The organism is Fodinibius sediminis (genome assembly GCF_900182555.1).
In the GTDB taxonomy this organism is placed as follows: domain Bacteria; phylum Bacteroidota; class Rhodothermia; order Balneolales; family Balneolaceae; genus Fodinibius; species Fodinibius sediminis.
This window is the reverse complement of the sequence record NZ_FXTH01000001.1, coordinates 241,797-261,666: the sequence shown is the minus strand read 5'-3', so window position 1 is coordinate 261,666 and position 19,870 is coordinate 241,797. Positions and strand designations below refer to the sequence as shown.

The 19,870-nt window shown below is 53.0% G+C and carries 14 protein-coding genes; 11 read left to right on the top strand and 3 right to left on the bottom strand.

Translation table 11 applies throughout. The features are described 5' to 3' along the window. Window positions 1–37 precede the first annotated feature (37 nt). The 3 genes from FN808_RS01155 (at window position 38) to FN808_RS01145 (ending at window position 2,720) form a co-directional block, all read left to right on the top strand. Entirely contained in the window at window positions 38–442 is a 405-nt protein-coding gene (locus tag FN808_RS01155) for a DoxX family membrane protein (protein WP_221929865.1), read from the top strand. A gap of 96 nt (window positions 443–538) precedes the next feature. Then, window positions 539–1,534: a zinc-dependent alcohol dehydrogenase family protein gene (locus FN808_RS01150; protein WP_142712700.1), complete on the top strand. Its 996-nt coding sequence runs from the start codon at window positions 539–541 to the stop codon at window positions 1,532–1,534. 184 nt (window positions 1,535–1,718) lie between these two features. Next, the gene (locus tag FN808_RS01145) at window positions 1,719–2,720 is read left to right on the top strand and encodes an isocitrate/isopropylmalate dehydrogenase family protein (RefSeq protein WP_142712699.1); all 1,002 of its coding nucleotides are present in this window, start codon (window positions 1,719–1,721) and stop codon (window positions 2,718–2,720) included. A gap of 25 nt (window positions 2,721–2,745) precedes the next feature. Here the strand turns inward: FN808_RS01145 and FN808_RS01140 are convergent, their stop codons facing one another. Next, window positions 2,746–3,234 (bottom strand): metallophosphoesterase, encoded by a 489-nt coding sequence (locus tag FN808_RS01140; RefSeq protein ID WP_142712698.1) that lies wholly within the window; start codon window positions 3,232–3,234, stop codon window positions 2,746–2,748. A 158-nt stretch (window positions 3,235–3,392) separates the two neighbouring features. On the opposite strand from FN808_RS01140, the gene priA reads away from it, so the two are divergent. Continuing rightward, window positions 3,393–5,831, top strand: coding sequence for a replication restart helicase PriA (priA, locus tag FN808_RS01135; protein ID WP_142712697.1), 2,439 nt, complete (start codon window positions 3,393–3,395; stop codon window positions 5,829–5,831). 30 nt (window positions 5,832–5,861) lie between these two features. On the opposite strand, the gene FN808_RS01130 is transcribed toward priA, so the two are convergent. Further along, window positions 5,862–6,263, bottom strand: a complete 402-nt coding sequence (locus tag FN808_RS01130; RefSeq protein WP_142712696.1) for a GlcG/HbpS family heme-binding protein — start codon at window positions 6,261–6,263, stop codon at window positions 5,862–5,864. Between the two features lie 265 nt (window positions 6,264–6,528). Here FN808_RS01130 and FN808_RS01125 point away from each other — a divergent pair, with 265 nt between their 5' ends. The 7 genes from FN808_RS01125 to FN808_RS01095 all read left to right on the top strand — a co-directional run bounded on the left by FN808_RS01125 (window position 6,529) and on the right by FN808_RS01095 (window position 18,460). Further along, complete coding sequence (locus FN808_RS01125) at window positions 6,529–8,481, top strand: CBS domain-containing protein (RefSeq protein ID WP_142712695.1); 1,953 nt, start codon at window positions 6,529–6,531, stop codon at window positions 8,479–8,481. After that, window positions 8,459–9,439, top strand: a complete 981-nt coding sequence (locus FN808_RS01120; protein ID WP_142712694.1) for a succinylglutamate desuccinylase/aspartoacylase domain-containing protein — start codon at window positions 8,459–8,461, stop codon at window positions 9,437–9,439. The genes FN808_RS01125 and FN808_RS01120 overlap by 23 nt, the downstream gene beginning before the upstream one ends. 138 nt (window positions 9,440–9,577) lie before the next feature. Continuing rightward, entirely contained in the window at window positions 9,578–10,432 is an 855-nt protein-coding gene (gene scpB, locus FN808_RS01115; protein ID WP_142712693.1) for an SMC-Scp complex subunit ScpB, read from the top strand. Further along, on the top strand, window positions 10,407–11,210 hold the full coding sequence (locus FN808_RS01110) for a pseudouridine synthase (protein ID WP_142712692.1): 804 nt from the start codon (window positions 10,407–10,409) through the stop codon (window positions 11,208–11,210). The genes scpB and FN808_RS01110 overlap by 26 nt, the downstream gene beginning before the upstream one ends. Before the next feature lie 1,359 nt (window positions 11,211–12,569). Continuing rightward, window positions 12,570–15,920, top strand: coding sequence for a SusC/RagA family TonB-linked outer membrane protein (locus FN808_RS01105; protein ID WP_142712691.1), 3,351 nt, complete (start codon window positions 12,570–12,572; stop codon window positions 15,918–15,920). A gap of 11 nt (window positions 15,921–15,931) precedes the next feature. After that, a complete protein-coding gene (locus tag FN808_RS01100) occupies window positions 15,932–17,515 on the top strand; it encodes a SusD/RagB family nutrient-binding outer membrane lipoprotein (RefSeq protein ID WP_142712690.1) in 1,584 nt (527 codons plus the stop codon). 258 nt (window positions 17,516–17,773) lie between these two features. Beyond that, on the top strand, window positions 17,774–18,460 hold the full coding sequence (locus FN808_RS01095; protein WP_142712689.1) for a DUF4412 domain-containing protein: 687 nt from the start codon (window positions 17,774–17,776) through the stop codon (window positions 18,458–18,460). A gap of 115 nt (window positions 18,461–18,575) precedes the next feature. Here the strand turns inward: FN808_RS01095 and FN808_RS01090 are convergent, their stop codons facing one another. Continuing rightward, complete coding sequence (locus FN808_RS01090; protein ID WP_142712688.1) at window positions 18,576–19,736, bottom strand: tetratricopeptide repeat protein; 1,161 nt, start codon at window positions 19,734–19,736, stop codon at window positions 18,576–18,578. Window positions 19,737–19,870 lie beyond the last annotated feature (134 nt).

Genomic DNA, 19,870 nt, shown 5'->3' with positions numbered 1-19,870 from the left:
TACTACCTTTATGTTAAGAAGCCAGCGGAAAAAACAAATGCGCAACATTGGATTGCTGTTGCTACGGGTTGGACTGGGAATCATGTTTATGCTGCATGGATACCCGAAGGTATTTGGGGGACCTGAAATGTGGTCGCAGGTTGGGTCTTCGCTGCAGAGTATTGGTATTGGTTTTGCTCCCATGTTTTTTGGCTTTATGGCGGGCATCATCGAATTTTTTGGCGGGCTGTTTTTATTGCTGGGTTTATTCTTTGTACCGAGTGTACTGTTATTGCTGATTGTGATGCTGGTAGCCACATTTACCCATCTTGGCGCAGGCGATCCTTTTACGCTCTATTCTCACAGCATCGAACTGGGAATCGTCTTTTTGAGTCTGTTATTTATAGGGTCCGGCAAGTATAACCTGGATAAAAAGCTGGAGAAACGCCGCCGCCGGTATTAGGCATAAGAGCATTGCCGGAGGACATAGGATAATATCAGCGCTGTATCACGCCGGGTTGAGCCGGCGTATAAATAAATGAATAATGAGGGAGGTCCGATGAGAGCAATGGTTTTACATACGGTCGGAGAGCCGCTTGAACTGCAGGAAGTCCCAAAACCACGTCCGGGTCGGCATCAGCTGCTGCTGGAGATATTGACCTGCGGTATTTGCCGAACGGACCTGCATATCATTGACGGTGAGCTCGACAAGCCCACCCTTCCCCTGATCCTGGGGCACCAGATTGTGGGGATTGTCCGGGAGGTGGGAAGCGAAGTCTCCAGCTTCAAAAAAGGAGACAAGGTGGGGGTTCCCTGGCTGGGCCATACCTGCGGGAACTGTGAGTTTTGCCTCGATGACCGGGAAAACCTGTGTGACAACGCCCGGTTCACCGGATATGATAGAGATGGCGGATTCGCGGAGTACGCCACCGCGGACGCTCATTTTTGTTTTCCCATCCCCGAGGAATACCCGGCGGTGCAGGCGGCGCCCCTGCTTTGTGCCGGCCTTATCGGTTATCGGTCTTTGCGCAAGGCCGGGGCGGCCCAAAAAATTGGTTTTTACGGCTTCGGCTCCGCTGCCCATATTCTCGCCCAGGTGGCCGATTACCAGGACCGGCAGGTATATGCCTTTACACGGCCGGGTGACAGAAAAGGGCAGGAATTTGCCCGTTCGATGGGTACTGCCTGGGCGGGCAGTTCCGAAATGCCTCCCCCGCAGAAACTGGATGCAGCAATCATTTTTGCACCCGTGGGCAAGCTGGTTCCCCATGCACTCAAGGCGGTTAAAAAAGGAGGAAAGGTTGTTTGTGCCGGCATCCACATGAGTGACATACCGGGTTTTCCCTACCGTGACCTGTGGGGAGAGCGATCCATCGAGTCGGTGGCTAACCTGACCCGGCAGGACGGGGTGGATTTTATGCAGCTCGCGCCAGAAGTACCGGTCGAATCTTCAGTTCAGACCTATCCACTGGAGGAAGCAAATGAAGCCCTGGAGGATCTGCGGGCGGGAACGTTCAATGGGTCGGCGGTTCTGGTCGTTAATGAAGCATCATAGCAGGCCCTTTTCCTGTGGCGGCGAAAAGCATGCATTTCAGTGTCGGTCTGCCTGAAGAGAAAGGTATGGCTGAGAGTGGCGGATTTTTATTCTTATTCTGATATCCAGTGGGATTATTTGTATTTTAGGGGCCTTTCGGCAAACCATTTATGGCCTAACATTCTTAAAAAGAGCGATTATTCATATGCATGATGTAGTACTAATTCCCGGCGATGGCATCGGACCAGAAATAACACAGGCGGTAACGTCCATTTTTCAGGAGGCGGGTGCTCCGGTCAACTGGATTCGCTGTTCAGCCGGGCTTGGCGCATTTGAGGAACAGGGCAACCCTCTGCCAGATGAGACGCTGGATGCATTTGAAAGGTATCGCATTGCGTTGAAAGGACCGCTGACGACGCCTGTCGGGGCCGGCTTCCGGTCGGTGAACGTGGAGCTGCGCAAGCGGTTTCAGCTGTACAGCAACATTCGGCCGGCCAAAACACTGCCGAATATTCAAAGTCGATTTGACAATGTCGATCTGGTGATGTTCCGTGAAAACACCGAAGGGCTGTACATCGGTAAAGAACGATGGATTGAGGAGGGCAGGCATGCCGAAAGTATCGCGGTGGTTACCCGGGATGCCAGCGAGCGGGTGATCCGGGCGGCTTTTGAGTACGCCCGGGCGAACGGCCGCCGTAAAATAACGCTGGTCCACAAAGCCAACATCCTGAAATATACCAGCGGCCTGTTCAGGGAAGTCGGGGCCGAGGTCGCCGACGACTACCCGGATATTACGTATGAAGATCTCATTGTTGATAACATGGCGATGCAGATGGTCATGTATCCCGAAAGGTATGACATCATCGTTACCACCAACCTTTTTGGTGATATTCTCTCCGACCTGGCATCCGGACTGATTGGAGGGCTCGGCCTCACCGGGGCTGCCAACATCGGCGATGATGCCGCTATGTTTGAAGCCGTTCATGGGTCGGCTCCGGATATTGCGGGGCAGAACAAAGCCAATCCCATTGCCTTTCTGCTCTCTTCGCTTATGCTGCTCCACCACTTGAAAGAAGATGATACGGCTGACAAAATCAGGCAGTCCATTTATACCACGCTGGCCGATAAAACGGTCTGTACCCCTGATATCGGAGGGGCGGGGACAACGAGTACTTTCGCCGAGGCCGTCTGCAAGAACTTGTCGTAAGAACCTCCCCGGGCTCACGGCTCCGTTAGCTGAGGGTGAGGAAGTCGACTGTCCTGGCCTTCGTATCCAGGAGCGCAATGGTGGCCTCATCGCCAAAACCGTGGGCCGTTCCCGGGTTCACCGCCAGTGTTAGCCCCTGTTCGTGCAGCTTTTTTTCATGGGTATGTCCGGAAATGACGACATCGAAGTTGCCGCACTGTTCCAGGGCCTGTGTGATGGGGGCGTGGGTACCGTGGTATAAGGCAATATGGCATCCGTCGACCGTAAGATCACCAAAGGAGCCCAGGAGCTCGCCCCCGATTTCATTGAGTTTGCGCACCAGGAGATAGGTGTCCCCGTCGTTGTTGCCCAATACGCCTTTGAAGGGCAGGGAGTCGAAAAGAGGGACCATAAAGGGGCTGCAGTAGTCGCCGGCATGCAGCACCAGCCCGACCTCCTGCTGCTCAAAATGTTCCATCGCCTGCCGGGTGTGCGGGATGTGGTCGTGACTGTCTGAAAGAATTCCTACCAGCATAATAATCAGATTGTTTTAATAGCGGATATCACCTGTAAGAAACCCACTGGAAGAGGGTTTATCAATTGAATTTTTTATCGATACGTTATTGATTCATGTCTGTAAAATGGATATGCTTTTGCACCGCCGGTAAACCCCAAATAACAGAGCTCTGAATCTTGCCTTTTTACGCTGATATTGTTTTTCCTACGGCTGTACGTCAGCCTTTTACGTATTCGCTGCCTGATGAGCGGGTGCGGGCCGAAGTGGAAGTGGGCAAGCGTGTTTGGGTTCCCCTGCAGAAGCACAAGGCGATCGGGGTTGTTGTACGCATTCATGAACAAACACCCGATTTTAATACGCGGGCTGTGGAGGAGGTGCTGGATGAGGAAGCCGTACTGTCCGGCGAGCTGCTGAAACTGACGCGGTGGATGTACCGTTTTTACTACTGCGGATGGGGGGAGACCATCCAGGCGGCATTACCGGCCGGACTGAGTTTCCAGGCTGAAAAGAGGTTGAGAGCTGTGGTGCAGTCCATCCCGGAGCACCTGGATGAGCAGAAAGCCAATATTGTTGAAGAAGTACAGGCAGCTGGGTCTTATTCGCTGAAGGAGGCCAACAAGCGGTGGAATGACAAGATTATTCAACAGCTGGTAGGACAGAAGCTGCTCGAAATCTGGGAAGAGCCGTCCATGAAGATGGCTCCCAGTACGGAGAACCTGTGGGACTGGAAAAAGGAATCGTCTTGCCGCGAAGCACAACAACTGGTGAAGGCATATGAAGAAGAGGGCAAGAATTACAAATGGGTTCGGGCGCTGAACGTACTGAGCGGGCTGGATCTGCCGGCCTTTCAGCGCGAGCTGACACCCCACGATTTGCTGGAGCATTATACGCTCAACCGCATCGCCGAGGAGGGGCTGCTCAGGGTGCGGGAGGTGGAGTCGAACAACCTCAGCCTGAAACACGACCACGATCCTTCCCAGCTGAAGACCCTGAACGAGGAGCAGCAGACGGCCTATGAGCAGCTTGAGGTCGCCCTGGAAACCGGAGGCTTTGCTTCATTCCTGCTGTACGGGGTCACGGGCAGCGGAAAGACGGAGGTTTATATCCACGCGCTGAAGAAAGCCCTCTCCCAGGGCAGGGGCGGGCTGGTGCTGGTGCCTGAAATCGGGCTCACGCCCCAGATCGTAAAACGATTTTATACCATTTTCGGAGACGACATTGCCGTGCTCCACAGCCGCCTGACCAACCGAGAGCGTTACGATGCCTGGCGGGCCCTGCAGCAGGGAGAAAAACGCATTGCCATTGGTGCACGGTCCGCTGTTTTTGCCCCGGTACAAGACCTGGGACTGCTGGTTGTAGATGAGGAGCATGATGCCTCCTACAAGCAGAAAGACCCCGCCCCCCGGTACCATGGACGGGATGTGGCCATAATGAGGGCTCATATTAACGATGCTGTTGTGGTCACGGGGTCGGCAACGCCCAGCATGGTGACCCTCCAGGCGGCCAAAAAAGGTAAAAGCAAGCTGTTGACCCTGAATGAGCGCCCGTTCGAGGCAACGCTGCCCGACGTAGATGTTCTCGACCTGAAGCAGTACCGGTCGGCCATGCGCGGTCCGCTGGCCGTACCCCTTTTCAATGCGGTGGAAGAGGCCCTGGAGCGCGGGGAACAGGCCATTCTGCTATACAACAGGCGGGGCTTTTCGTTCTATTTGCAGTGTGAGCACTGTGGTGAGATTCCAGAATGTCCCAACTGTTCGGTCAGCCTGACGTTTCACAAGTCCAAAAAACAGCTCCGGTGTCATTACTGCGGCTATGCTGAGCGTCAGCCCCGGCAGTGCAGGGAATGCGGGCACGAGGCGGTGAATCCGCAGGGAAGCGGCACTCAGCGCCTGGAGGAACAGGTGGGAACGTTATTTCCGGAGGCCAAAACGCTCAGGATGGATTTTGACACCACCTCAGGCAAAAATGCCCATGCCAACATCCTGAAAGCCTTTGAACGCAAGGAGGCGGATATCCTGGTCGGCACCCAGATAGTGGGGAAGGGACTTGACTTTCCCGACGTGACGGTGGTGGGGGTCATTGATGCCGATACGGAATTGGCTTTCCCCTCATTCCGTTCGGGAGAGCGGATGTTCCAGCTGTTGAGTCAGGTGGCCGGACGCTCGGGAAGAGCCGGCAAGGAGGGACGTGTATTCTTTCAGACCTGGCAGCCCGATCATCCGGCCATGGTCGCCGCCCAGAAGCACCAGTTCAGGGAATTTGCCCGGCAGGAGCTGGCCCAGCGGAAGGCCCTGCAGTACCCGCCCTTTTCCCGCCTCATTCGATTCGTCTTCAAAGGCAAGCGGGAGGGGAGGGTGCGCAGCGTAGCGCTGGCCTTCACCGAAAGCCTGGCAAGGACGATAGGCAGTGAGGATCCGGTATTGGGGCCGTCGCCGGCCCCCATCGCCCGCATGCAGAACTATTACCGCTGGGAGAGTTTTATCAAGATCAAGCCCACCAACGGCGCGGGAGCCATAGAACAGCTGATTGACCGGACGTTTGACCGCTATGAGAAAGACAAGCCAAAAGGCGCCAGCAGCGTGCGCATCAATGTAAATGTGGACGCACTTGAATAAGTGCAGGGCCGGTCGCTGGTTTGCTTCGTGCTATAGCAGGACTTCCACGCCGGCCTGCGCCACCTCGTGATCATTCTCAACCGTGCTTCCAGAGACGCCGATGGCCCCTATCACTTCTTCATCACCGTTTTTTATCGGGATGCCGCCTGGAAATGAAATCAATCCGTCATTGGAATGCTCGATATTGTAGAGCGAGCCACCCGGCTGGGAAAGTTTCCCGATCTCTCCGGTATTCATATCAAAGTAGCGGGCCGTCCTGGCTTTTTTGATGGCGATGTCGATAGAGCCGAGCCAGGCCCCGTCATTTCTCGCAAAGGCTTTCAGGTGCGCTCCCGCATCAACAACGGCAATATTCATGCTGAGACCCAGTTCACGGGCTTTCTTTTTGGATGCTTCAATAGCTTGTTCGGCTTGCTGCAGTGTGATATCCATAGGCGTTGATAAAGAATGATTTGGCATTTGGATTAGACAGGAAGAATGATTCTTGCCTGTCGTTCGTTTTTAATGTGCTGCTGTTTCATACGGCTATTGCCTCCCGCTGTTCCGGCGAAACTCAAATGAGCCGGTATGACATCCGGGTGGGTTAGCGGGACGAAACACAATAGTCCGCATGAGATACGTTATAACAACTTGCAATCTATTGAAGAAATTCGATTATTACAGCGCATAAACGCAATATCAACACAATGAGGGTGCCATGGGTGAGTCAAGAGTAAAGCTGGCCGACAGCCAGGACGAAGTGCAGCGTTTTATGAAATATGTGCTCAAAGATCTCCGGGCGCTGGATCGCATGCTCAGGGAAGAGGAGTGGTTTGAAACCGACCCCATACGCATTGGCGCCGAACAGGAGCTGTGTCTTGTAGATCAGCAGGCCAAGGCGTGGCCGCGCGCCATGGAGATCCTGGACAAACTCAACAGCCGCGGGGCAGAGGGCTTTACAACGGAATTCGCCAAATTCAACCTGGAGATAAACCTGACCCCGCTTGCATTCAGCGGCGACTGCCTGTCGCAGATGGAACGCAACCTGCAGCATCAACTGGATGAGGTGCGTTCTGTGGCCCGGGAGATGGGCGGCGATATTCTGCTGACCGGCATCCTGCCGACCATTCGCAAGATGGATATCGATCTGAAAAACCTGACGCCCCTGCAGCGCTACCGGGCCCTCTGCCAGGCCATCAACAAGCTGCGGAGTGAAAACTTTGACCTGCGTATTCAGGGGATGGATGAGCTGCTGATGAAAATTGACTCCCCGCTGCTGGAGGCCTGCAATACCGGCTTCCAGGTACATCTGCAGATCGACCCGCAGGATTTTGTCTCCAAGTACAATGTGGCCCAGCTCATCACGGGGCCGGTGCTGGCCGGTGCCGTGGGTTCTCCCATCCTGTTTGGCAAGCGCCTCTGGAATGAGACCCGCATCGCCCTCTTCCAGCAGTCGGTGGATACCCGGACAGTTGGCGACCATTTGCGCGACAGCAGTCCTCGTGTAACCTTTGGCAATGAGTGGGTGAAGGAGGGAATCCTGGAGATTTTTCAGGAAGACACGGCCCGGTACCGGGTCATGCTCAGCTCCGAGGTGGATGAAGACGTGGAGAAGATGCTGGATGAGGGGCAACCGCCCGCCCTGCATGCGCTGCAGGTGCACAACGGCACCATCTACCGCTGGAACCGGCCCTGTTACGGCGTCATCGACGGCCGTGCACACCTGCGTATCGAAAACCGCATGCTGCCGTCGGGTCCGACGGTAACCGACGAGGTGGCCAATTCGGCCTTCTGGCTGGGACTAATGAACAAGATGGATGATTACTACCCGGACATTCCCGAAAAAATGGACTTTGACGACGCGCGGCTGAATTTTGTGGCGGCCTCCAAGATGGGGCTCGATACCAAGCTGCGGTGGTTTGACGACCAGCGGGTCAATGTGGTCGACCTGATAACAGGGGAGCTGCTTCCCATTGCGCGGGAGGGACTGCAGGAGGCCGGCATAGACGAAAGTGATATCACCGACTATCTGTCTATCATCGAGAGCCGCGTGAGGTCGGGACAGACCGCTTCTCACTGGATGCTCGGCAATTATGCGGCCCTGATGAAGGAGAACGAATCCAGGGAGCATGCCCTGGCTGCCATAACCACGGCGATGATCAAGAACCAAAAAAAGGGTGAACCGGTTCACAAGTGGGGACGGGCCCGTATTGAAGATCTGAAGCACTGGAAGCCTTCGAGCCTCATCGTGGAAGAGTTCATGACGACCGACCTCTTTACCGCTCAAAAGGATGATATTCTGGAGTTTGTGGCCAACTTGATATATTGGCAGGGCGTTCAGTATGTTCCGGTTGAAGATGACAAAAAGCACCTGGTGGGCCTGGTGACTATGCGGATGGTCTTCAACGAGTACAGCCAGGCGGTGAACCACGAAGAGGAGGTTGCGGGTTCCGTTGCGGATATCATGATCCGGAATCCCATAACCATACACCCCGAAGCCTCAATTATCGAAGCCATGGAAATTATGGAAAGTCAGCAGATTGGCTGCCTTCCGGTGGTGAAAAATAACCAGCTCGTTGGCATGATTACTGAACAGAACTATATGAAGATAGCAGCACGGCTGCTGAAAGCATTACATTCGAACAGCGATGAAGAAGCAGACAATTCCTGAACAGAAAACCATTGGTGAAGGCCGGCGCGTCATAGGATCCCTTGCGGGCGGAAGGGAAGGCCCGCAGGTTGTTCTGCTGGCAGGCATGCACGGCAACGAATACATCGGCGTGGAGGCGGTTGGTGAAGTACTGGACAGGCTGCGCGGGCGAGAGGATGCTTTTAACGGCCGTTTACTGGCTTTGCGGGCCAATATTCGCGCCCTGGAGCAGAAGGTGCGCTATGTTGATGAGGATATGAACCGCCTCTGGTTCCCGTCCATTATCAGAGAGATACGATCTACGCCGGAGCATCGGCTGTCTTCGAGCGAGCGCAGGGAGGCCAAGCAGCTGCTCCGGGTACTGGACCAGGTCGAGAAGAAGCAGAATCCACACCCGACGATCCTGGCGGATATCCATACCTTCTCGGCCGAGGGGGCGATGTTTACACTGCCCAACCTGGGTTCGGAACAGCTTGACCTGCTCTCCGGTATTTATGCCCCCATGGTGCTGGGCGTGGGGGAATCGTTGCGGGGTACCGCCCTGAAGTACTACCATAACCGCGGACTTTTCTCCTTTGCACTGGAGGGCGGACAGCATGAGAACAGCCTGACCCGGCAGAATATCGTTGCCTCGCTCATGGTACTGCTCCAGCAGGCCGGCTGTATCAGGGAAGGTGAGGAGGCCCCTGAGATGGCCGGCTTCCGGGAACATCTCAGGGCCCAGACCCATCATCTGCCGGAGCAGACGGAACTGGTATACCAGCATATTATTGAAGAGGGGGATGATTTCGTGATGCGCCCCGGGTTTCAGAACTTTCAGCCGGTCAAGGAAGGACAGTGGCTGGCCTCCGACCGCTATGGCAGAATCAAAGCCCAGTGCGACGGCTATGTGCTGATGCCGCTGTACCAGGCCCAGGGAAATGACGGTTTTTTTATCATCAAGGGACGGGATGAACAGGAACCGGCGAGGCATCATTGATCTGCCGCATTCTACGTACGGGCCTTCCTGTCTTCGGCCCGGACCGGCACAGAACAGAAATACAGTCGGTAAAGCCCTCATTTTTTATTATTTTTCAACCGTTTTTACCGGCAAGCCGGGAACCACGACTATGATGCCATGATGAATGATTACCAATTTGTAGACGGTACGCGCCTGTCATCGGTGATAGAATCACTGATTTTTGCAAGTCCGGAACCTATATCGGCGGAGAAGATCTGTGAAATTATCGCCAAGGGCGAAGAAAACCTGGGACTGGAGACCGATGCCGTCGATCCTTTTGTGGACAAGCTGAATCAGCGATACGAAGAAAACGGGCTGGCTTTTGAAATTACTCTGGTGGGTGGGGGCTACACTTTTGCCACTAAGAAAAGGTATGAGCCGTGGCTGAGTATTTTCCAGCATGAGAATGCCTACCGGAAACTCTCGCAGTCGGCTATTGAAACACTGGCTATCGTAGCCTACAAGCAGCCCGTCACCAAGCCGGAAGTGGACGACATCCGTGGTGTGGACTCGGGCTATATCCTTCGGCAGTTGCTGGAGAAAGTGCTGATTGAGGTCTCCGGCCGGCTGGATGCCCCGGGCAAGCCTCTTTTGTACCGTACGAGCAAGCATTTCTTGAAACATTTCGGCATCAACTCCATTGATGAGCTGCCCAAGCCGCGGGAGATCGAAGAAATTCTCAAGGACGACGATATGGCCGAGCACCGGCAGTTCCTGTTCGACCGGCAGCTGGAACTCAAGGAACTGCAGGAGAAAGCCGAGGACGAAGGGGCCACCCAGACAGCGCTTTCGCTTATTGAGGCGGTAGAACATATTGACGAGGACGAGGTACCCGACCTGGAAGAGTTTACGGCCGAGGAGCTGCAGCTGGATGATGATCCGGATGAAGAGGAGGATATGAAAACACAAGACGAAGAGGAATTGCAACAGTCAGAAGAAGGTGAGGATGAACAAACGAAAGAAGAGGAATAGACCCAACAGGAAAGAGGCGCCCCACGCCATTGACCAGGATTACGGCAAAGAGGAAAAGATTCGCCTGAATAAATTCATCGCCCACTGTGGATTTTGTTCACGTCGCAAGGCCGACGACTATATTGCGGCCGGCAAAGTGAAGGTTAATGGAGAAGTGGTTACCCAGATGGGGGTGAAGGTGCAGCGCACCGACCAGGTGGTTGTTGAGGGGCAGCACCTGAGACTGGAAAAGTTTGTCTATATTCTGCTTAACAAACCCAAGGATACCATCACCACAACCGACGATCCGCGCAATCGGGATACGGTCATGGATAAAATCGAGGATGCTACCGGCAAGCGGGTATATCCCGTCGGCCGCCTCGACCGGCATACCATGGGCCTGCTGCTGCTGACCAACGATGGTGATCTGGCCAACCGCCTGATGCATCCCAGCTACGAGGTGCGCAAGACCTATGAAGTGGAGACTGAGCGCAGGCTTACCGACGATGAGCTGCAGGAGCTGGCTGATGGCATTGAGCTGGAGGATGGTCCGGCCCGGGCCCACAACCTTCTGCGTACTCCCAGGGGGCTGATGCTTTCCATTTTTGAAGGGCGGAACCGTCTGGTACGGCGGATGATGGCTCATTTCGGAACGGAGGTGACCAAACTAAAGCGGGTGGACTATGCCGGCCTGAACCTGGAGAACGTTAAGATGGGCCGCTGGCGGTATCTCAAGAAAAACGAGATCAATGCGCTCCGGAAGCTGGTGAAGCTGCAGCCGCTTGATTTTAACGGATAAAGGATAAGCCTTGGATCAAGGCTACCCAGACTGCCGACCTGGGTGGGCAAATCATTTATTTCTTTCCTCACTTTGAATTAATACCATACGCTTGTCCATTTTTTATCGCTCAAGGGATGTTCCTTTTTTGAATGAACATGTTCTTGTTCCATTTTTGGAACGACGCATCCCGTAAGCGCGGGACCAGCAAAGCTGGGGAACCCAAAAACGTCGCCGGCTGAGAAAGCTTCGGCACCCTGCCGTGGCTCACGTCGCTAGAATCATTTAACTATATGTTGTTGGTTGTAGCCCCAAACCCCTGATTACTCCTTACTGAAAGCGGTAAACCCACCGGAAGAATTTCAGTCATGGTTAAAGATTGAACTGTAAGCTTCCCCAACAGCCGGCCTTGACTGGTGAGGCGTGAATAGGGAGCGGGAGCTGCGAAGAAGAAATAAATGGGGAAGCGGTGGCAAAGGCAGTGAGTGTTCCATAGCAACAGGTGGGTTGAAGCTATAGAAAAATCAACATCTTCATTTATTTCCGCAGCGAGCGATCCCGTGCGCCGAAGCAGGTTCAGGCGGTGGTTTTTACGCACCTTTTGACCATTCAAAAGGTGCTATATAAAAAAAGGAATTAATTTAGATTAGAGCCATGGTAAATGAGCATCTTCTTATTGCATTTTGAAATAATGAATTCCGAGGCTTCGGAAGGATCAAATAATAAGGAGAAAGGTATCCGGCCGCATTCAGGCTGACATTACCCGCCTCCACCTGGCCTTGGTTTTTGGGAGTCCTTGTTTTATCCTGACTGATTATCTGTTGCCCATCCGGTGAAATTGCAGCAATTTTGCTAAAGGAAAAAGAACAGGCTACGGGCATGCGATGAATTGTGTAGCCTCCAGAAAATAACCAACCATATAGTTAATAAAATAGACTGCTCGCTTGCATCGTTTTCATAACCATGTGGTTAGTACGGGGCGGTGGCTGGACTGGAGGGATGAAGAGGCTGGGCCGTGGGAAGGGCAACCTGTGGGGGGATAATCGTACACTCACTAACATAATTTGCCACCACTACATTAATATATGAGGATAAAACACCTGATTTTCCGTGATTGCCAAAATAACTAAGTCAGAGCCTTATTTTGAGCTCTATTGTTAAGGGAGTGCTATTTTTGTGTAAAAAAACACTTTCAACTTTAGGTTTAATAAACTAACTTAACGGCGTTAATGACTTTTTATTATAGAAGGTCACTTATTCGCCCCTTAGGGCATAGATGAACTTAAAAGGGGACAATCAGTAATATATCAGGGCTATGTTATATTATACTTCCTTTTGCAGTTCAGTCAATCAAATTGTTAACAAATAATGAGGTAATTTATGTTTAGAAAGTTACTATACACGGCGATAATGTGTCTCATTTCTGTCGGTACGGCCTTTGCCCAGACCGGTAGTTTGAGTGGGACCGTTACGGATGCCGGTTCTGGCGAGGCTTTGCCGGGAGCTAACGTAGTTATTGCGGAGCTCTCGACGGGATCCTCGGTAAATGCAGACGGGGAATATGAAATAACCAATATTCCTGCCGGTACCTATGAAGTCACCGTTTCTTTCATTGGTTATAACCAAGCTAGCCGTTCGGTTACCATTACTGCAAACGAAGAGACAGTAGAAAACTTCGAGCTGCAGTCAGGTATAAACCTGGACGAAGTGGTTGTAACGGCTCTGGGTGAAGAGGTTACGCAGCGACGCGTTTCATTCTCCACGCAGGAAGTTTCCGAGGAACAGCTGAACGTTTCCCAGGATGCGAACATCAAGACCGGCCTGGCCGGTAAGATCGCAGGGGTCCAGATGGTTGGACAAGCTGGTTCCAAGCTCGGTGATTTCGGTAACATTCGAATCCGCGGTGCTATTTCACTGACGGACGATCTGGCTGAACCGCTCTATGTTATTGACGGTGTTCCCACTGAGAACCCCAATATTATAGACATGAACAATGTCCAGGATGTAAACGTGCTGAAAGGGCCAAACGCTACGGCGCTTTATGGTCAGCGCGGTGAAAACGGGGTTGTTATTATTACCACCAAGGCCTCCGGTCAATCCGGGGTCAGCGTTGAACTGAACAGCGCCACCACCTTCGATGTGGTTTCCTATCTGCCGAATTTCCAGAACCAGTATGGAAAAGGATATTCCGGTGAAGGAGAGTGGACGACCTTGAACTTCTCTGACGGTTACTCAGGGTTCCCCTATCCCGACTACCTGGAGCCCCTTGACGGTGAGCGTTATATCTTCAACGGCTATGCCGACGAAAGCTGGGGACCCAAGTTTGACGGAGAGCCCTATATCGCCTGGTACAATATGTACCCGGACAGCCCATACTATGGTGAAACATCCACCTGGGATGCTGCTGAGAATAATATTAAGAACTTCTACGAGACCGGTGTTACCAACAAAACCGGCCTGGCCATTAACTACAGCACCGATCGGTACAACACGCGGCTGGCATTCACCAACCTGACACAGGGAGGTATTCTGCCCTACTCCGATCTGAACAAGCAGTTTCTCAATGGTAGCTTCAACTATGACGTTACGGATGATTTCAACGTCGGGCTGAAGGTTAATTACACCACCCAGTCCATTAACGGGGATGTCCGCAACGATGACTACGGAAACCAGACCTCCGGTTCCTTCAACTCCTGGTTCGCGCGTAACCTCGAGATGGACAAGATGAGAGAGCTGAAAGATCTTCAGACGCCGGAAGGCTACAGTGCTTCCTGGAACAACTGGGGGCCCGGCTTCATGGCTCTTGCCCCGCTTGAACTGGTTGGCGGACCGCCTTCCGAATACTTTAAGCCGGCTTTCTGGTACAATCCGTATACATGGATGGACCGCTACGATGAAACGCGCAATACCGACAACCTGCTCATGAACGTTGACCTGTCGTACCAGCTCAGTGACCAGTTTGAGCTGGTGGGTAATGCGAGCACAACATACGAAGACTTTAAGTATCGTTTCGAGTTGCCCTACAGCCTGTCCTACTCTTCAGCCCCCACGCTGTACAATGCCTGGGTGAACTCCTTCGGCGAATACGGGGACGAGACCAAGGAACATAATTTCAGCTCTCGTCTGCGCTACGATGCCAGCTTCGACGACTGGACCGTGAACGCCTTTGTGGGTGGTCAGGTGCGCATCCAGAGCTACAAGCGCCTGAGCGCCGAAATGGATGACGGCAACTGGCAGAACGGCGGATTGATTCTGCCCGATGTCTATACCTTTGCCAACTCAGCCGAGCAGGTCATTCCCGTTGAGCGCAACTGGGATAAAAAAGTGCTGAGTATGTTTGCCAAGGCAACCATTGGCTACCAAGACTTCCTGTACCTGGATGGAACCTACCGACAGGACTACAGTTCCGCCCTGCCTGAAGGCAACAACGGCTACGGTTATCCTTCCGTTGGACTTTCCTTCATCTTCAGTGAGTTTATCGAGTCCGACGTTCTTACCTCTGGTAAGCTGCGGGCCGGCTGGGCGCAGGTTGGTAACGACGTTGATGCTGAACTTATCAACCAGGTATACTTCCTGCAGCAGGATCCCTTTACCAACCCAGAAACCGGGGCAGCCAACCCGCTGCTTTATACCGACGAGACTTTGGTTGATCCCAATATTAAGCCGGCGCTCAGTTCATCGTTCGAAATTGGTACCGATCTCGGATTCTTCAACGACCGCATCGGCCTGGACGTAACGTACTACTTCGAGGAGCGCCAGGACGAAATCGTTCCGACCAGCCTCTCAGCAGGTACGGGATATACCGAATACCTGACCAACGCCGGATCGCTTGAGCGTGAAGGGGTGGAAATTGCGCTTAATGCAACACCGGTAAGTACGCAGGATTTCCGCTGGTCCACTACACTCAACTGGGCCAAAAACAGCGTGGTCGTTACGGAACTGCCAGAAGGACTGGATTCCTACGAAATGGCCAACACCACGGCTGCTTTCGGTTACGTAACCATGACCCACAAGCTTAATGAAGAATGGGGTCAGCTGCGAGGTCCCGGAATCCGTCGCAACGAAAACGGACAGCCTGTCGTTAACCCGAATGGATTATATGCCGTTGAACAGAACCAGTACTTCGGCAGCGTGCTGCCCGACTGGACCGGTGGTTTCCTGAATACCTTTGCCTACAAGGGCCTGAGCTTGACGGCAAGCATCGATTTCCAGAAAGGCGGGAAGTTCTTCACCCTTTCTGAGCAGTGGGGCCAGTACTCTGGTCTGCTCGAAGAAACAGCAGGCAAGAACGATCTGGGTAACCTCAAGCGCGATGACGCGTGGAATTACGATGCTGACGGCAATCCCACCTCACTCGTTGAAGAGGAAAATCGCGGTGGGGTTCATGTTACCGGCGTTGATGCAGAGGGTAACCCCGTCGACACTTATGTTGAAGCCATTGATTACTATGGACAGTGGCAGGCAAACACTATTGCAGAGCCGTTCATTCACGATGCTGATTTTGTGAAGCTGCGTGAACTGAGCCTGAATTACACGCTGCCTAAAGAGTGGATTGGCAATTTCCTCCAGTCTGCCACGGTAGGCGTTGTGGGGCGTAACCTGTGGATGATTGCCGTATCGGATGACAACGTCCACGGCTGGGATCCATCTGAACTTGCCCAGACGTATGGTGAGAATGGCCAGCTGCCCGGTACGAAAAGTTACGGCTTTAATGTAAAAGTAACCTTTTAACGATATTAACCATGAAGAAACTTAGATTATTACCAATATTCTTATGTATTCTTTCGGTAACAATCACGTCCTGCGACAGCGTCGATTTCGGCGGACTCAACCAGGACGATGATGTGCCGACAGAAGCAAACATGGAAGGGTTGATGGCCGGCGGTATGAACCAGTTCTTTACGAACTGGGGCCGCGCCTATTTCAACAATCCAACCCTTTACGTGCAATACCAGGCTCAGAGTACGTATACCACGGAGATGACCTATGGGGAAAACCCCTATCCCTGGTCGCTCTACTACTCCGGGGTACTGAGCAATTTCAAGGAGATCTATCAGAGAACCACAGCCGAAGAAATCCCCACCACGGTTTCCGGTTTTGGCGATCCCGCCAACCAGGCCGCTGTTGCGGAGATTATGAGCGCGGTGGTGTTCAAGCGGGTAACCGATATCTGGGGCCCGGTGCCTTACAGCAACGGCGATGGAACGGTTGGCCAAGGACTGGCCGGCCTGGATAACGTCACGCCGACCTACACAAGTCAGGATTCAATTTATAAAAACCTGATCACCCGTGTGAAGGCAGCCCGTGACATGATTAACGTAGGCGCCGCCGGACCAACCGGTGATGTGCTTTACGGCGGCGATATGGAAAAATGGCAGCAGTTTGCCAACTCCCTCATCCTGCAGCTGGCGATCCAGCTTTCCGATGTGGATGAAGCCTATGCCCAGCAGGAGTTCAATGCCGCTTTAGATCACGAAGCCGAGGTTATTAAAACAGTGGATGCTGAAGCCTGGTACGACTACCGAAACTCGCCGGGTGCCATCAACCCGCTGTCGCAAAACCGCGCCTCGGATTATCTCCTGTCTGATTCCTTTACGGACGCGCTGCAGGGAGACACCAACGGTGACTCCACCATCGTGTATTCCAATACCCGGATGGACGAGCGCCTGAACGTCTTTGCAACGGATCCGACTATTTCCGGTGGACGTTTTGGAATTGACAAGATTTCCAACAGCGGATCGTCCATCAGCGACCAGATCTGGGATGCCGGCGCGGACCTGCCTTATATGACGGCTGCCTACACCTATCTTAACCGTGCGGAGGCAGCTAATCTGGGCTGGACCAACGAAAGCGCTGCCCTTATGCTGGAAGAAGCGATTACCATGTCGTATGCCAGCATAGACGCGCACTGGGATGACGGTGATGCCTCTTCCGGACTGCTTACGACGGACGGTACAGCCTTTGCGGTTCAGCGTGTTGCTGATGCCAGCAACGGAAATGCGGAAGACGGGCTGGCCCAGGTCATTGCCGAGGAAAAATGGGTGGCACTGTTTCCCATGGGCTTCGACGCATGGTCTGAATGGCGACGCACCTCGGACGACAAGAACTGGGGAGCTGACCATGGCAGAACGTACGATGCCAAGGGCTATCCCGGTCTGTATCCCGCTGTTGACGCAACCAACGGGGGCGAAATTCCCACACGCTACATCTACCCAAGTGCTGAAGCCGGAACGAACAGCTCCGGATATGATAGTGGCGTAAGCCAGTTAACGCCTTCACAGGATAACAACACCTCCAACATGTGGTGGGATATTGGTGATCAGTAAGCACTGATTGCTGTAATTCGTTATAATTTCAAGCCTCTCCCGGCAACGGGAGGGGCTTTTTTATTTGATTGAACGGTCATTGCAGAAGCAACGGAAAGCGTATGAATCTCATATGTCCACTTAGGGCTACGGGGTCGGTCGGGTGGTCCTTCCCGGAACAATCGGATTTTAGTGAGCTATTTGGCTGTTTATTTACGTATTATGAATACAGGCGACCCATACACTGGAGTGTTAGAATTAAATTAATGAGGTTTTGTTATGAAGCAGCGACACCTAATTTGTACTTTTATACTGGCCCTGGCGGCGTTAATGGGAATACCACAGACAGGGCATGCCCAAAATTTTGAAGGGGTCATCCATTATGAATTTGCCGGTACAGCCGAGAGTGGCATGGGCGAAATTCCCTACATGGTCAAGGACGACAAAATACGCATGCAGTTTGGCAACGGGCAGGCGGAGGGAGCAATGATTTTTTTGCCGGAAGAGTCCAAAATGCTGTTTGTGCTCGACAACATGAAAAGCTATATGAACATGGATATGAACGAGTGGACTGACGAGTCGAATTATGATAGCAAGTGGGATGAATCCGAGATGACAAAAACGGGGGAAACCAGGACTGTTGCTGGTTATGACTGTGAAATATGGCAGGTTACAAACAGCAGCGGAGATCACCTCACGATGTGCATGGCTGAAGGCCTGGGGACCTTTATGTCGCCGGGAAATCCCATGGCTCGACAGAATGCCCCGGCCTGGGCCAGGGAGATTGTGACGGATGGCTATATGCCGCTGGAAGTGGTGGAGGAATCAGGCAACGGCGACAGGAAAGTCCACATGAAAGCAAATAAGATCGAAGAAAAATCACTCGACGATGCTCTTTTTGAAGTGCCATCCGGTTACCGCGACATGAGTGCCATGATGAAACAGATGATGCAGCAGCGCAATTAAGTACCCGTCGGACAGGCTGGAATCATCTTGCTGCGAGGCAGTCTGCCAAAACTCAGGATATATATCGACCCATGATGCAGGCATTGCGGGTTGTAGGTTGTATGGCTACAATCCATCAGTTTATTTGTGAGAGTAATTCTTCTGCCTTTTCGCTGTAGTCGGTGGCGGCATCAGCATCGGCGACCTCTTCGAGATAGGCTCGGGCTTCTTCAAATTCCTGCCGGCGGACCAAAAGCTTGCCGGCGTGATACCCCGAAGCTGCCCAGAAGGCACGCTGTCGGGTATTCGGAAGGTCCTGCCCCGCCCGGAAGGCCTGCCGGTACTGTTCAATCGCTTCACGGTGACGGTTTTTCTTTTCAAGGATCCGTCCCTTCCAGGTATGGAGTTCCTCCCGCAGGACGTTTTGATAGGGAAGGTTATCGGTTTCCCACCGGCTGAGCGTACGATTGATGTACCGAAGCGCCTGGTCATAACGCTGTCGTTGGTAATAGCTTTTGGTTAGAATGCGGGCATAGTAGTTGTTGCGCGGATACTGGCGGGTCAGCCGTTCAAAGTGAGGGATGGCCTCGGCATAGTCATTTTCGTAATTGTAGTTGATATTGCCCAGGAAATACGTTGCTTCGGCCCGGGCAAATACAGCTTCCCGAGAAGCCTCCCGGATAAGCTGAAGACCTTCTTGCTTGTTTCCTTCAGGCAGAAACCATGAGACGGTCTTAACCACGGGATAGGCCTCCGGCAGGTAGGCGGAATAGTAGCGTTTGAGGCCTTGTGCCAGCTTCAGGTCGTCCATGCCGGGCTGTAGCTCCAGCAGGTATTCATAGGTGTTCATGGCTTTCCGGGCATAGTTCAGGCTGCTGATCCATTCTTCACGGTTGGAGTACTGTCGTCCGATATAGCCGTTGGCAATAGCCTGGATGATGAGGGCATCGGCATGGGATGGCTGCCGGTGCAGTAGTTTACCGGCCTGGTAGTTGGCCTTCTTCATGACATTGATCAGTTCCTCGTCACGCGAGGTATCCTGGAGGTCGGAGAGCACGGCCCACCATACGTTCATCCCTTCCATGAGGGTCCACAGGGGATGCTGCGGATATTTCTGCTTCCACTCCGAGAGGACATGCTCAGCCCCTTCAAAGTTGAAGTTGTAAATGGAATCGACCGCTGCCTGGGCATCCGGGCGGAACTGCGGGTTATTGACCAGTTCCGGGAGCTGAGCCGAAGCAGGCAGGCTCAGCCCACATAGAATAAGCAAAAGAATATAGCGTCTGATAGTCTTCACAATAGATAGATTAGGAATTGATCCATATTGCTTAAAATACGGAAACTTTGCCACTGTTCCTGCATTCCTGCCGGTCAGTAATCACTTCTGCAGGTTCGGTGCCCCGGGAGCAACCCCCGGAATCTGTATACACG